General features: G+C 66.0%; 14 protein-coding genes. 9 read left to right on the top strand and 5 right to left on the bottom strand.

The window, feature by feature from the left end; genetic code table 11:
• Window positions 1-76 precede the first annotated feature (76 nt).
• A complete protein-coding gene (locus tag ACWF82_RS33895; RefSeq protein ID WP_452507651.1) occupies window positions 77-751 on the bottom strand; it encodes a serine protease in 675 nt (224 codons plus the stop codon).
• A 461-nt stretch (window positions 752-1,212) separates the two neighbouring features.
• Here ACWF82_RS33895 and ACWF82_RS33890 point away from each other — a divergent pair, with 461 nt between their 5' ends.
• The 9 genes from ACWF82_RS33890 to ACWF82_RS33850 all read left to right on the top strand — a co-directional run bounded on the left by ACWF82_RS33890 (window position 1,213) and on the right by ACWF82_RS33850 (window position 10,737).
• Window positions 1,213-2,067, top strand: coding sequence for an MlaE family ABC transporter permease (locus tag ACWF82_RS33890; protein WP_189031656.1), 855 nt, complete (start codon window positions 1,213-1,215; stop codon window positions 2,065-2,067).
• Between the two features lie 2 nt (window positions 2,068-2,069).
• The gene (locus ACWF82_RS33885) at window positions 2,070-2,936 is read left to right on the top strand and encodes an MlaE family ABC transporter permease (protein WP_452507650.1); all 867 of its coding nucleotides are present in this window, start codon (window positions 2,070-2,072) and stop codon (window positions 2,934-2,936) included.
• Window positions 2,937-2,943: 7 nt separating this feature from the next.
• Window positions 2,944-4,443 carry an MlaD family protein gene (locus tag ACWF82_RS33880; RefSeq protein ID WP_452507649.1) on the top strand — a complete coding sequence of 500 codons (1,500 nt, stop codon included), beginning with the start codon at window positions 2,944-2,946 and terminating at the stop codon, window positions 4,441-4,443.
• Window positions 4,440-5,465, top strand: a complete 1,026-nt coding sequence (locus tag ACWF82_RS33875; RefSeq protein WP_452507648.1) for an MCE family protein — start codon at window positions 4,440-4,442, stop codon at window positions 5,463-5,465. The genes ACWF82_RS33880 and ACWF82_RS33875 overlap by 4 nt, the downstream gene beginning before the upstream one ends.
• On the top strand, window positions 5,462-6,457 hold the full coding sequence (locus ACWF82_RS33870; RefSeq protein ID WP_452507647.1) for an MCE family protein: 996 nt from the start codon (window positions 5,462-5,464) through the stop codon (window positions 6,455-6,457). Before ACWF82_RS33875 ends, ACWF82_RS33870 begins: the two co-directional genes overlap by 4 nt.
• Window positions 6,454-7,563, top strand: coding sequence for an MlaD family protein (locus tag ACWF82_RS33865; protein WP_452507646.1), 1,110 nt, complete (start codon window positions 6,454-6,456; stop codon window positions 7,561-7,563). The genes ACWF82_RS33870 and ACWF82_RS33865 overlap by 4 nt, the downstream gene beginning before the upstream one ends.
• Before the next feature lie 8 nt (window positions 7,564-7,571).
• Window positions 7,572-8,663 (top strand): MCE family protein, encoded by a 1,092-nt coding sequence (locus ACWF82_RS33860; RefSeq protein ID WP_452507645.1) that lies wholly within the window; start codon window positions 7,572-7,574, stop codon window positions 8,661-8,663.
• A complete protein-coding gene (locus ACWF82_RS33855) occupies window positions 8,660-9,838 on the top strand; it encodes an MlaD family protein (protein WP_452507644.1) in 1,179 nt (392 codons plus the stop codon). Before ACWF82_RS33860 ends, ACWF82_RS33855 begins: the two co-directional genes overlap by 4 nt.
• A 131-nt stretch (window positions 9,839-9,969) precedes the next feature.
• Window positions 9,970-10,737 (top strand): hypothetical protein, encoded by a 768-nt coding sequence (locus tag ACWF82_RS33850; RefSeq protein ID WP_452507643.1) that lies wholly within the window; start codon window positions 9,970-9,972, stop codon window positions 10,735-10,737.
• Between the two features lie 86 nt (window positions 10,738-10,823).
• Here ACWF82_RS33850 and ACWF82_RS33845 read toward each other — a convergent pair whose 3' ends face one another.
• From ACWF82_RS33845 to ACWF82_RS33830, 4 genes are all read right to left on the bottom strand, one after another.
• A complete protein-coding gene (locus ACWF82_RS33845; RefSeq protein ID WP_452507642.1) occupies window positions 10,824-11,342 on the bottom strand; it encodes a ribonuclease H family protein in 519 nt (172 codons plus the stop codon).
• A 10-nt stretch (window positions 11,343-11,352) separates the two neighbouring features.
• The gene (locus ACWF82_RS33840; protein WP_452507641.1) at window positions 11,353-11,826 is read right to left on the bottom strand and encodes an SRPBCC family protein; all 474 of its coding nucleotides are present in this window, start codon (window positions 11,824-11,826) and stop codon (window positions 11,353-11,355) included.
• A 68-nt stretch (window positions 11,827-11,894) separates the two neighbouring features.
• Window positions 11,895-13,100, bottom strand: coding sequence for an L-2-hydroxyglutarate oxidase (lhgO, locus tag ACWF82_RS33835; protein ID WP_452507640.1), 1,206 nt, complete (start codon window positions 13,098-13,100; stop codon window positions 11,895-11,897).
• A complete protein-coding gene (locus ACWF82_RS33830) occupies window positions 13,097-13,780 on the bottom strand; it encodes a hypothetical protein (RefSeq protein WP_452507639.1) in 684 nt (227 codons plus the stop codon). Before ACWF82_RS33830 ends, lhgO begins: the two co-directional genes overlap by 4 nt.
• Window positions 13,781-14,203: the final 423 nt, after the last annotated feature.

The following is a 14,203-nucleotide window of genomic DNA, read 5'->3' as shown; positions in this document are numbered from 1 at the left end:
GGAACGGCGAAGCCGCAGTATCGGCCCTCGGACGCGAGGCACAAGGGGGCCGCGAACCCGCGGCGCCAGCCGCCGACTACACCGGGTGGAAGCCCGATCCGACGCCGCCGCGCGCATTGATGTCGTTCATGATCGAGCTCATGTTCGTGCCGACCTCGGGACCGAAGCAGGCAACGGCCAGGTAGGCGTTCACCATGCCGACCAGGGTCGAGCCGACGACGACCGGTGCGCCGGAATCGCCTTCGACGACACACATCTGAGTCCAGGTCTCGGTATTGGTCTGGAAGACGTCACCCCAGGTGATACCGCAGGTGTTGCCGGTGGTCCGGCCTTCCTTACAGACGATCGTCGGGAACTGGGCAGGCCCGCCGACACCGGTGATGGTGACGTTGCCGATCCGGTTGACCGGGATGATCCGCCCCGGCGTGAACTCGATGACCGCGTAGTCGAGCTGGCTGTTGCTGTAGGCGAACCGGCCGATCTCGCCGAATCCGCGGTCGGCCTCGGCGGCGACGGAGGCGCCCGCGTCGCCGCAGTGGCCCGCGGTGAGGCCGACGAGTCTGCCCGCGCCGTCGTGACCGACGGTGGTGAGGGTGCATTCGTACATGCTGTCGATGACGATCCCGGAGCCGCCACCGAGCACCGGCGGGCCGGATTGTGCCTGCGAAGCGCCAGCGCCGGTGCCGAGCAGTGCGGCACCGAGGACGACGGCGAAGGCGGCGTTGGCCACCTTGGCGAGTGTGGTGAACATGTCCCTCCAGACGTCGGAAGTCCGCACGATATCAATTCATTCTGCCTATCGTGCCTGGAAACTGTCCCGGGCGCGCCCTCCCGCCACACCCGCCCTTTGTCATAGCGGTTATCTATGAAAATAGTGATCAATTGACCAGTTATGAGTTCTTCCTGTGATCTGTTCAGGTATTCGAACGGTGGGTTCGTTATGAATGACAGTTTTCCGCAATATTTATTTGGCGCGACCGCTGGTACTGGGAATCCGTACCGAAAACGCCATCGCTCCTAATCGCGCTGCCGCCCACAATTACGGGCTGTATGGTCCGACATGGCAGGACTCATAGCTGTTCGCGACAGTGACCTCTGTCTATGACAGCGCTCACATGTCGGTGGTGTGTTCTGCGCTACTCCGTAGTAAGGTGCGTCAAGCAAACAAGTCGTCGGGGTGTAGATGACCTGGCGTCGAGAGGGGTATTAGCAGTGCAGTCGACCGAGAGTCCGCCCGCCCGTTCACGAGTCAGCGAAGCTGTCGACCGGACCAAGGGCCTTTGGGACGACCATCCGAAGAAGTCCCTCGAAACCTTCGGCCGACAGATCACGATGGGTATCGAAGCGGTCACCGAGCTGATCGTCGCGATCTTCCGCAGGCGCTTCCCCTTCGACGAATTCGTCCGTCAGTGCGCGTTCATGGCAGGCGTCGCCGCCGCCCCGACGCTGCTGGTCGCCATCCCGATCGCCGTGATCGTCTCCATCCAGGTCGGCGCTGTCGCCGGCCAGGTCGGTGCGACCTCGTTCATCGGCGCCGCCAACGGCCTTGGCATCATCCAGCAGGGCGCACCGCTGGTCACCTCGATCATGATCGCCGGTGCGGTCGGCTCGGCGGTCTGCGCCGACCTCGGCTCGCGCACCATCCGTGAAGAGATCGACGCGATGAAGGTCATGGGCGTCGACCCGCTGCGCAGGCTGGTTGCCCCCCGGCTCGGCGCCGCGATGCTCGTCAGCCTCCTGCTGTGCGGTTTCGTCGTCTTCGTCGGCTTCATCACCGGCTATATGTTCAACATCTTCGCCCAGGCGGGTACCCCCGGTTCCTACATGAGCACCTTCGCCTCGTTCGCGGTCACCCGCGACCTCGCGGTGGCCCTGCTCAAGTCGGTCATCTTCGGTCTGCTCGCCTCGATCATCGCCTGTGACTGCGGTCTGAACGCCCGCGGCGGCCCCGGTGGCGTCGCCAACGCGGTGAACTCGGCGGTGGTCAGCTCCATGGTGATGCTGCTCGGTGTCAACGTGGCGATCACGCAGATCTACGCCGCAGTCTTTCCCCCACAGGTGGTCTGAGCATGTCATCTTCAACATACGTACCCCCGCTGCTGCGGCCGCTACGCCAACTCAAGGCGGCGGGCAAGGCGCCGATCGACCTGCTCGCCCGCCTCGGTCACCAGGTCTTCTTCTTCCTGCGCTCCGTCGGCTCGATTCCACTGGCGTTCAAGCAGTACCCGAAAGAGATCTGGCGGCTGCTCTCCGACGTCACGTGGGGTAACGGCAACATCGTCGTCGGTGGTGGCACCATCGGCGTCATCCTGATCATCAGCGCCTTCGGCGGCATGACGGTGGCCATCCAGGGCCACACCTCGCTGAACCTGCTCGGCCTGAGCCCGATCACCGGCGCCATCTCGGCCTTCGCCACCACCCGTGAGCTCGGCCCGCTGCTCGCGGCGCTGGCCTTCGCCGCGCAGGCGGGCTGTCGATTCACCGCCCAGCTCGGCGCCATGCGCATCTCCGAGGAGATCGACGCGCTCGACTCGATCGCCATCCGCCCGCTGCCCTACCTGGTCAGCACCAGGATGATGGCGGCGGTCATCGCGATCGTGCCGCTGTACTGCATCGGCCTGGTGATGGCGTACGTGTCCTGCTCGATCACCGTGCAATTGATCGGTGGAACAGCGGCCGGTACGTACTCGCACTACTTCTACCAATTCCTGGTGCCGACCGACGTGCTGTACTCGCTGCTCAAAGCGGTGGTGTTCGTCATGATCACGACGTTCATCCAGTGCTACTACGGCTTCTTCGCCTCGGGTGGTCCCGAAGGCGTCGGCGTCGCGGCCGGCCGCGCGATCAAGATGTGCATCATCCTGGTCGTGTTCGCCGATCTGTTCATGACATTGGCGATCTGGGGCGTCGACCCCGGAATCAGGATCTCGGGGTAGGCGCGCGATGATCATCGATCCCAGTGGGCGCGGTCCCACGATGAAACAGCTCTACATCGCCGGCGTCTGCGGTCTCGCCGTCTTCGCGGTGATTCTCGGTTTCCTGATGGCCAGGTACCAGGGCTATTTCGTGCCCAAGGTCAATGTGGCCGCCAACCTGTCGACGACCGGTGACGGTCTGCCCTCGGACGCCGACGTGAAGTTCCGCGGGGTGCTCGTCGGCGTCGTCAAGGACGTCGAGATCGTCGACAAGGGCGCGGTGCAGAAGGTGAACATCGAGCTCAAGCCCGAGTTCGCCGGCGACATCCCGGCCAACGTCACCGCCCGTGTTGTGCCGAGCAACCTGTTCGCGGTCACCTCGGTCGAACTGGTCTTCAACGGCGCGTCCAACCAGTACCTGCACGAGGGCTCGCAGATCCCCGAGGACACCAGCCAGGGCACCATCGCGCTGCAGGACACGCTCACTACGGTGCGCGACATCCTCGACGAGGTCGACCCGGTGCAGCTGGGCCGGGTGCTCGGCACCCTCACCCAGGCGCTCGACGGCAGCGGCCGGGTCCCCGGCTCCACCATCCAGCGTCTCGACCACTGGCTGACCACCGTCGCCGACGCCGGCCCGAACCTGGGCGGAATGCTCGACAACTTCTCGGCCTCGGCGCGCGCGCTCAACGCGTCGGCGCCGGAACTGCTCGACGTGCTCGGCAGCTCGGTGCAGACCGCGAACACCATCGCGACCAAGCGCGACCAGCTGATCGCGCTGCTCGCCGGTGCCAGCGCCACCACCGACCAGGTCAACGACCTGTTCGCGGCCAACCCCGATGTCGGCAAGGAGGTCACCACCGGCATGAACGCCACCCTGGGGGCCGTCGCCGACGATCCGGCCTCGATCACCAGGACCTTCGACGTGTTCGGACCCTCGCTGGCAAAACTGAACACCACCTTCCACGGCGGCCCCTCGGGCAAGCAGATGGTGTGGAACGCGGGTCTGACGTTCACCCCGTACCAGCCGAACACCGTCGCGGACTGCCCGCGCTACGGCGACCTGCTCGGGCCGAGCTGCTTCACCGCGCCCGCCGAGGTCAGCCTGCCGCCGCTGCCGGAGAGCGTGCGCCCGCGCGCACTCGACTCGGCGGCCGGACTGCCGCCGCTGGTGGTGATCCCTGGTATGCCCGAGATCCCCGGCCTCACCACGCCGGGCATCGCACCGATGCAGACGGCCAACGGCACCGAGGTGAAGCCGTTCGCGGGCACGCCGCTCGAGGGCCTGGTTCCGTCGATCCAGATTCCGGGTCTGCCCGGTGTGCTCGGTGGCGCGCCTGCCCCCGCGGCCGCGCCCGCCGCGGCGCCGGAGCAGCCGGCGACCACCGGCAAGCCGATCTCCTATCAGGGCGAAGCGGCGATGACTCAACTGCTGGGGCGTAAGCCGACGGCATCCGAATTCCTGCTGCTCGGTCCGATTTTGAAGGGCGGAACCCTGCAAGTGTCCGAAAACGGGGGTGGCGCATGAGCATCCGCAAGCCACTGATCGGGTTCAGTATCTTCGCGCTCGTTTCTCTGCTGGTCATCGTGGTCGTGTGGAACACGCTCGCCCGCACGGTCGACGGAGACACCCGCAAGTACACCGCGATCTTCACCGATGTCCTCGGCCTGCGGCCCGGCGACGATGTCCGCATGGCGGGCGTGCGTGTCGGCAAGGTCGAAAAGATCGAGCTCGACGGCAAGAACGACGCCAAGGTGTCGTTCATCGTGCAGAGCGACCAGACGGTCTTCGACGACACCAAGGCCCTGGTCAGGTACCAGAACCTGATCGGTCAGCGCTACATCGCGCTGACCCCGGGCAAGGCGCCGAGCCCGCAGGCGCTCCAGAGCGGTTCGGTCATCCCGATCGACCGCACCGAGCCCTCGTTCGACATCTCCGCGCTGCTCAACGGTTTCCAGCCGCTGTTCCAGGCGCTGGAGCCGGCCGAGGTCAACGCCATGTCGGAGACGCTGATCCAGGCGCTCCAGGGTGACGGGGTCTCGCTGTCGTCCTTCATCGTCCAGGCGGCGCAGCTGGCCTCGGATTTCCAGCGTCGGGACGCGATCCTGTCCGACGTGATCACCAACCTGTCCGGTGTGATGGCCGGGTTGGCCAAGCGAGGGGATGAATTGGAGACCCTGGTTACCCAGACCCGGGCACTGATCGGCGGGCTCTACGAACAGGGACAGTCGCTGCAGGCCTCCACGGTCGTGCTCGCCGACGCGACGACCTCGCTGGTCGGCATGGTCGGCAAGATCCAGCCCCAGCTGGCGGCGGCCCAGAACTCGTCCACCGCGGCGCTGACCCTGCTGCTGGCCAACGGCGCCAAGCTCGACCAGGTCGCGATCGACATGCCGTCGATGCTCGCCGACCTGGGCCGGATGACCTCCGAGGGCACCCACGCCAATGCCTACCTGTGTGGCCTGGACATCTCGCTCTACGGTGTCCTGTTCCCGCGCGGTCTGTTCAGCCAGATCGGTGGCACCTCCCACTCGGAGGTCTGCAGATGAGCACGCTGAAGAAGACCTTCCTGGGCAACCGCAACTTCTGGCTCGGTGTCATCGGTTCGCTGGCCATCGTGCTGCTGCTGGTCGGTTCCACCGTCTACCAGTTCATCGGGCTCGGCAGGCAGTCGATCGAGGCGGAGTTCGTGCAGGCCGCCGGCATCAAGACCGGTGACAAGGTCGCGGTCTCGGGTGTGCAGGTCGGCACGGTCACCGGCGCGCGGATCGAAGGCGATCACGTGGTGGTCACCCTCGATGTGGACAACTCGCTGAAGTTCGGGCCCGACGCGCACGCCGCGATCAAGATGGCCACGCTGCTCGGCGCGCGCTACGTCGACCTGCAGCCGGGTGACGGGTCGGGCCTGAAGGGCAAGACCATCCCGCGCAGCAACACCGACGTGCCCTACGACATCGCCGATGTCGTGCAGGTCGGTACCCCGAAGTTCGAGGAACTCGACACCAAGAAGCTGGCCGCCTCGCTCAACACGATCAACAGCCAGCTCGGTGAATCGCCGGAGCTCGTCGCCCAGGCGCTCGACAGCGTCGGCGCCCTGGCCAAGGTCGTCGACCGGCGCAAGGTCGAGGTCGACAGCCTGCTCAAGGACCTGAACCGGGTCACCCAGCTGCTGGCCGACAACCGCAACAGCATCCTGCTTGTCATCACCCAGGGCGAGGCCATCGCCAACCGGGTGATGGAACGGCAGAACCTGCTGCGTCAGCTGCTCGACAACATCGCCACGCTGACCCGTCAGCTGGAGGAGATCGGCGCCGAGAACGGTGATCAGTTCGGCGGCACCATCGGTCAGCTCAACACGATGGCCGAGGGTCTGCAGAAGAACAAGGACAATCTCGACAAGCTGCTGCAGATCGGTCAGCCCACGGCGCGCTACTTCAACAACGCGCTCGGCAACGGCAACTACGGCGACGTCTCGCTGCCGTGGTTGTTCCCCGACAACTGGCTGTGCTTCGTTCAGGTGATCCAGGGGTGCGCAGGATGAAACTGACTTCCAAGTTCCGCGGCAAGACGCTGGCCCGATCCCTGATGATCGGCGCCACGGCACTGACCCTGGGTAGCTGCTCGCTGCTGCCCGGCCAGGTGAACGACGCGCTCGGCCGCTCGACCAAGATCACCGCCGACTTCGAGAACATCGCGGGCATGTACGAGGGCAACGAGATCATGGTTCTCGGCCTCGCGGTGGGCAAGGTCGACAAGATCATCCCCAAGGGCACCTTCGTCGAGGTCCACATGACCATCGACGCCGGCGTGAAGATCCCGAAAGACGCGATCGCCGCGATCATCTCGCCCTCGATCGTCACCGACCGCCACATCGAGATCAGCCCGCCCTACACCGGTGGTGAGGCGATGAAGTCAGGTCAGCACCTGACCAAGGCCAACACCAGGACCCCGGTCGAGCTGGACACGATGATCAAGACCATCGACCAGTTCTCCGCGGCGCTCAAGCCGGAAGAAGGCCAGGAAGGCCTCGGCCCGCTCTCGGGCCGGGTGCTCTACCCGGTGCTCAACGGCAACGGCCAGCGAATCCGCGAAACCCTCGACGCGCTCTCGAGCGCGCTCAAGGTCGGTGTCGACAACAAAGACGCCATCTCCAACATCATCATCAAGCTCAACGAGCTCACGACGATGCTGGCCGACAACGATCAGTCGGTCCGCGATTTCAGCGACCGGGTGACCGCCATGTCGGGGCTGCTGGCCGAACAGGCTCCCGGCCTGCAAGCCACCCTGGACCAGCTCAACCAGTTCCTGGCCAACACCTCGACAACCTTCGGTGAGCACGCCGACGAGCTGTCCACCTCGCTGACCGGTCTGACCAACGTCACCAACCAGCTGCGCGCCAACTCCGGCGCGATGGTCGAGATCGTCGACATCGTCCCGCTGCTGATGCAGAACATCGACGGCGCGATCAACAAGGAGAAGGGCTTCGTCCGCCTGCACGGGCTGATCGGTACCGCCCTCTCGGGCGAGATCGTCAGCGTGTTCTGTGAGCGGATCCAGATGAAGTCCGATGGCTGCCGTTCCGGAAACATGCAGGATTTCGGGCCTGACTATGGCCTGACTGCCGCACTGCTCGGACTGACGAAATGACCCTACGTATGACGATGAAAGCCCGCCGCGCGCTCGTCGCCGCGGCCGCGACGGCCACGGTGGCGATCACCTCCGGCTGCGGTTTCACCGTGGAGGATCTGCCGCTGCCCAAGCCGGGCGCCGAAGGCGATACCTACACGATCCAAGCGGTGTTCGACAACGCGCTGAACCTGCCCGATCAGGCCAAGGTGAAGATCGGTGGTTCCGATGTCGGTGTGGTTTCCGACATCTCGACCAAGAACTTCCAGGCCGTCGTCGACATGCAGATCAGCACGGACATCCAGCTGCCCAAGGGCAGCACGGCCGAGCTGCGTCAGGCCACTCCCCTCGGTGACGTCTTCATCGCGCTGTCCAAGCCGAAGGACGACACCAGCGGGGGCGCCGTCCTGCAGGACGGTGACAAGCTCACCCGCGAGTTCACCTCGGCGGGCGCCACTGTCGAAGAGCTGCTGATCTCGGTGTCGATGCTGTTCAACGGCGGCGGCGTGGCCAGCCTGAGCAGGCTCGGCACCGAACTCGGCTCGATCCTCAACGGGCAGGGCGGCAATCTGGCGCACCTGATCACCGAGATGACCGGTGCCGTCGGCGAATTGAACAACAACAGCGCCAAGGTCGACGCGGTGCTCACCGAGTTCAACACCCTCGCCAACACCATCGAGAACAACAAGACCCAGCTGGGTCAGGTGGCCGACACCCTGCCGCAGGCCATCGGCGCCATCGCCGAGAACAACAGGGCGATCGGCGATCTGCTCACCAAGGTGGCCACGGCGAGCGCCGCGCTCGGCGACTACTCCAACACCACCGGTGATCAGCTCTCCGAACTGCTCACCAATCTGGACAACCTGATGAACGCGCTGGCCGCGACCGGTGACGACTTCGGTTACGTCATGGACCAGCTGCACGCGATCCGCCCCGGCGCGAACCAGACGTTCCAGGGCAAGTCGCTCGCGCCGTACGCGACGCTGACCAACCTCGACATCGGGTTGCTGACCGATCCGGCGAACAGCAAGTTCCCGGATCTCAAGGACGTGAACGATTTCGTCGGCACCTTCATCCAGGTGCTGCAGATCGTTCAGGGCCGAGTGGGAGGCCACCGATGAGCAAGGCGAAGAAGTTCTTCGGTAGCAAGATCGTGCTGGCGAACGCGGCCCTGGTGGTCGTGCTGATCGTCGGCGCGACCTACCTGCTGGTCAACGTCATGCGCGTGAACCCGCTGCGGTCCGAGTACGACGTGACGGTCAACCTGGACCGCTCCGGCGGTCTGCAGCCGGGCAACGACGTGACCCTGCGCGGGCACCGGATCGGCAAGGTCAGCACCGTCGAGCTGATCGACCAGGGTCAGGCGATCGCGGTCAAGGCGCAGATCGACAAGAGCTACAAGATCCCGGTCGACACCATGATCCAGGTGGCGGCGCTGTCCGCGGCGGGCGAGCAGTACATCGACTTCCGTCCGAAGACCGATGTCGGCCCGTTCCTCGCCGACGGCGCGGTGATCAAGTTCAACCCCGATCAGATCAAGACGCCGACCCCGGTGTGGGCGGTGCTCGACGACACCAGCGCGCTGATCGCGCAGGTGGACCCGCAGCAGTTCAAGACGATCCTGAACGAGCTCGACATCGCGCTCGGTGGCGGTCCCGATCAGCTGCGTGGTCTCATCAACGGGGTCAGCCTGGTGGTGGCCGGTCTGGACAACCTGCTGCCGCAGACGGTGAACCTGATCGCGAATCTGCGGGTGATCGCCGAGACCACCTCGCACGCCCAGCCCGATCTGCAGACGCTGACCCGCAACTCAGGCACGCTGTTCACGCAGTTCAACAACGCCAACGCGGAACTGCAGGGCGTCCTGGACAACGCGCCGGCGCAGTTCGAGGCGCTCGGCGCTGTCCTGGACAAGACGGCCGATCCGATCAGCAGCCTGGCGGCCAACTTCGTGTCCATCACCAGGGCGGCGCAGCTGCGTCAGCCCGCGCTGCGGCTGCTGTTCCCGTCGCTCGCGCTGGGTCTGGATTCGATCTCCGCTCCGGCCCACGACGGCGAGTTCCACACGATCATCGACGTCTGGCCGCGTCCGACGTGCTACTACGCGACGGAATACCGGCGCAACGAGGAAGTCCAGGACGGGTCGATCCCGAAGTGGAACTACTGCGTCAACCCGCCCGCCGATCAGCAGATCCGCGGTTCGGCAAACGCGCCGCGACCGAACGTGCCGAACAACGGCGCACAGATGCCCCCGGGTGTCGATCCGAACGAGCGGACACCCATCCCGGCGAACTGAGTTGATGCCCGGCCCGGAGCGCACGCACCGGACCGGGCATACTCGCTTGGAGGAGAACGTGTGGTCCGGCTCACGGGCCCACGAACGATATCGGTGCGCTATGTGCGCCGGGAAAGAGCAGGATTGATTCGATGACCAGCGACGACGCCGAGAGCAAGAAGGACGCTGCCACGGCGGACAAGCCCGATCTGGCGAAGGCCGATGCGACCGTCAAGGGCGCGGCGGCCACTCCCGAGCAGGACGCGGCCACTGTCAAGGCAGAGACCGTGACCGAGGCGGCGGCGGCTCCCGCGCCCGCTTCGACCGGGAAATCGAGCTCCACGGGCTGGATCGCGGCTGGTGTGGCCGGTGTGGTTGCGCTCGGCGCGGCCACCGCGGCCGTGGTGTTCTTCCTGCAGAGCAATGACAAGGCCGACAAGCTCGACGCCATCGCCGAATCGACGAAGGCGGCCTGCGACTACGGCAACATTCTGGCCAACTACGACTACTCGAAGGACCTCGACGGCTACATCACCGCGATGAAGGCGGGGGCCACCGGCGACTACCTGAAGGAATTCAGCGACGCCAGCGAGGCGCTCAAGGGCGCGATGGTCCAGGCCCAGGTGAAGTCCCGCGGTGAGGACGTGCAGTGCGCCTACATCTCGGGCACCACCGAGGACGTCAAGGCCATGGTCACCATGACCCAGTACCGGACCAACTTCACCCAGACCGAACCGGACCGGATGATGTTCGCCGTCGAGATGACCCTCGAGAAGTCCGACGACGGCAAGTGGCTGGTCAGCAAGCTGGATTCGCCGCTGCTCAAGGGCGGCAGCGGAGCCTCCGGTGGCGCTGCCCCCGGTGGTCAGCCTGCGCCGACGACGCAGGCACCCGCGCCGGCGCCTGCTCCCGGTAACTGATCTGTCGATGCGAACGCCTCCGGCGGCAGAGCGACTCTGCCGCCGGAGGCGTTTTCGTGCGGACCAACCCCGGTCGTGCCGACCCGTCAGAACAGGGTGAGTGTTCCGGACGGCGCCGCCGGCTCGACCGGCTTCCCCGTGGTCCGCGGTCTGGTGGTTTCGGCTTGCGCCGGGCGGGCGGCGGCCTCGCGTGCGGCCGCGCCTGCCAGTGTGTCGGCTTGTTCGTTGAAATAGTTGCCCACGTGCCCGCGGACCCAGCGAAAACGGACCGGTCCTTCGCGCCTGCTGATGGCACGGTCGATCTGCTTGATGATGTCGACGTTCTTCACCGCGCCGCCGGTGGAGGTGCGCCAGCCGTTGCGCCGCCAGCTGCCGATCCACTCGGAGGCGCACTTGATGGCGTACTGGGAATCGCTCTCGATGAGCATCGGCTCGGTGCCGGGGTGGGCGAGGATGGCTTCCAATACCGCGCGTAGTTCGGCGATCTGGTTGGTACCGCTGACCGCTCCCCCGCTGTCGGCGGGACCCTGGTGATTCACCCAGGCCCAGCCGATGGCACCACCGGGATTGCGCAGGCAGGACCCGTCGGTGCTCACGATGATCATGACCGCCACCCTAGGCGATGCGGCCGACAAGATCGGTACCGTGGAATGCCTCTATCTCCCTTCGCAACCGCGACTCCGTACGGCGCAGTGCCGATCTCGCGGCCGCGTCTACGAGGCCCTGGCACAGGCGGCCGAACACACCGCGTGGTGGTGGATAGTCGGCTTCGGAGGTCAGCACAGACCGTTCGTAGCCGAGTGGGTCGAACCGTAGTGTCACGGTTCCGTATACCCGCCCACGCAGGGTATACCCGATTACCGCGTTGCGCCGGTATTCGGTGATCTCACAGGTGGATCGGATCGGGATCACCCAGAACAGGCGGCCTTTCATCGCGAAGGCGGCGCCGAGTCCCCGATCGGGTTCGCCCGTGGGCTCGACGCTGGTGACGCCGGACATCCAGTGCGCGACATTGCGGAAGTTCTCGGTGTAGGCGAAGGCGACGTCGACCGGTGCGCCGACGTCACACGCATACTTGATGTGGCCCATCGGACCTCCCTGATCACGGATGGCCCCAAAATTACTACAAATCTCCTCTTTATTCGCCGGAATGGCGATCAGAGCTGGTCGACGAGGTATTCCGCGATCGGCATCGCCGAGGTCGCCGCCGGTGAGGGCGCGTTGAGGACGTGAATCGAGCGCGGCGTCCGCTCGATCAGGAAGTCGTGCACCAGGGTGCCGTCGCGCAGCACCGCCTGCGCCCTGATTCCCGCACGATGCGGCAGCAGGTCGGCGGTGGTGAGTTCCGGGCAGTACTTGCGGCATTCGGCGAGGTAGCCGCGCTTGAACAGCGAATTGCGCAGCTCGCGCGCCCCGGTGCGGACATGGTCGCGGGCCACCCGATGGAAACCGGGGAAGCTCAGGACGTCGATCGCGTCGCGCACGTCGACGCTGCCCTTCGGATAGCCCTCCCTGGCCAGGCCGAGGACCGCGTTCGGGCCGACGGTCAGCTCGCCGTCGATGGTCGGGCTCAGGTGGACGCCGAGGAACGGCAGCGCCGGGTCGGGCACCGGATAGATCAGCGTGCTGACGAGGTCGGCCCGGCCGGCGGGCAGCCGGTAGTACTCGCCACGGAACGGGACGATGCGGAAGTCGGTGCGGATACCGGCCATTCGCGCCATCCGATCGGCCTGCAAACCCGCGCAGACCACCAGCGTGCGCGCGGTGGTCGAGCCGGTCGGCCCGGAAACCGTCACGGCGGAATCGGTCTCGCTGATCGACTCGATCGGGATGCCGAGCATGATCCGGCCGCCCATGGCCGTCACCTGGTCGGCCAGGGCTTCAGTCACCTTCGTGTAGTCGATGATGCCGGTGGCAGGCACGAACAGCGCACCGACACCGGTGATCCTGGGTTCACGCCGGACCAGCTCGGCCGCGTCGATGGCCTCCACGTCGACACCGTTGGTGATCGACCGCTCGTAGAGGTCGAGCATCCGCGCGTGCTCGGCCGAATCGGTGGCAACCAGCAGTTTTCCGCATTCCTGGAACGGAATGTCGTTGGCGGCGGCGAACTCCTTGGTCCACCGCGCGCCCGCGCGGCACAGCCTGGCCTTCAAACTGTCCGGCGGGTAATAGATCCCGGAGTGGATGACACCGCTGTTGTGCCCGGTCTGGTGCGCGCCGAGGGAGGACTCCTTGTCGACGAGCACCAGGCTCGCCCCGGGAAACTTTGTCAGCAGCCGATGCGCGGTCGCCACGCCGACGATGCCGCCGCCGAGCACGCAGAAGTCGTACACACCGTCTTCGGTGCCGCCAGAACTCACACGCCGACGGTAGTCGGCGCCTCGTCGGCGGGCGACTCCGATGCGGGGACCTCGTCCGCGGCGGGTTGGGTGCCGTTGCGCCCATCGGCCGACGGCGTCTGCACCCGCTCGACGCGCAGGGTATGACTGCCGAGACCGGGATCGGACAGGATGAAGACCAGTTCGCCACGGCGCGTGTCGAGTTCGGTACGCAGCGCGGTCACCCCGGCCGGATCGGCTGTGATGCCGAGGTATTTCGTCGCGATGGTCGTCACCAGATTGGTGTCCACCGTGAACGCGATGGTGTCGGTGCGCGCAGGCGCGACCTGCGCGCCGACATAGCTGCTGGTCCCGATCCGCAGCCGTCCGCCCAGTGCCGAACTGTCCGGCGCCACACCGGCACCGGACTGCTGAGTCGCCACGGTGCGGGTCGCGGTCGGCACGGCACGCTCGGACGACACCGCGAGTTCGACGATATCGGCGGCCGCCCGCGGCGAGGGTTCCCCGGCGAGCGGCGGACGTTGATGCCCGTGCCCGGATGAATCGGAAGGCGCCGCGTGGTCGGCGGCCGGTGGCTGCGCGAATCCGGGCATGTGATTGACGATGTAGGCGCCCGCGGCCACGGTGAGGCAGAGGCTGGCGGCGCCGGCGATGACGGTCGCGGACAGGCGCACGATCTGCGCTGGTCGATGTGCGGTCACGATGCGGTCCTTCCTGCGTGTGGGTAAACCCGAGGGAACGGGGCCCGCATCGTTGAAAGCCACGCGCTGATTTCCACCGTACGGGGTGCTAGCTGGAGTTAGCACTCTCCGCCCGGTGAGATCAGGACCACAGCTGGACGTGCGACCTATAAGGCGTAGTCAGGACAGTGAATCGAGGGCGTGGTTGTTTCTCACATCCGCTCGATGGGTATCCCGGGTTGGCAGGCGAGCGTCATTCACGACTGCCACGGTGGTCAATTCCCCGGCCAACGGCGTCCGGGGCAGTCGGCACGGATGGCGCTCAGAGACTGACGCTCGCCTGTGTCTTTGGAGCGCTGGCGCGCTCGAGTTCGCGGCCCCTTGTGTCCCGCCGGTCAGGTGCCGTTGCTTGCTCCTTCGTCGCCTACGCAACGGCACCTGACC

This window comes from Nocardia sp. NPDC055053 (assembly GCF_053608285.1).
The sequence above is the reverse complement of the archived record's forward strand: the minus strand, read 5'-3'. Positions and strand labels throughout refer to the sequence as shown.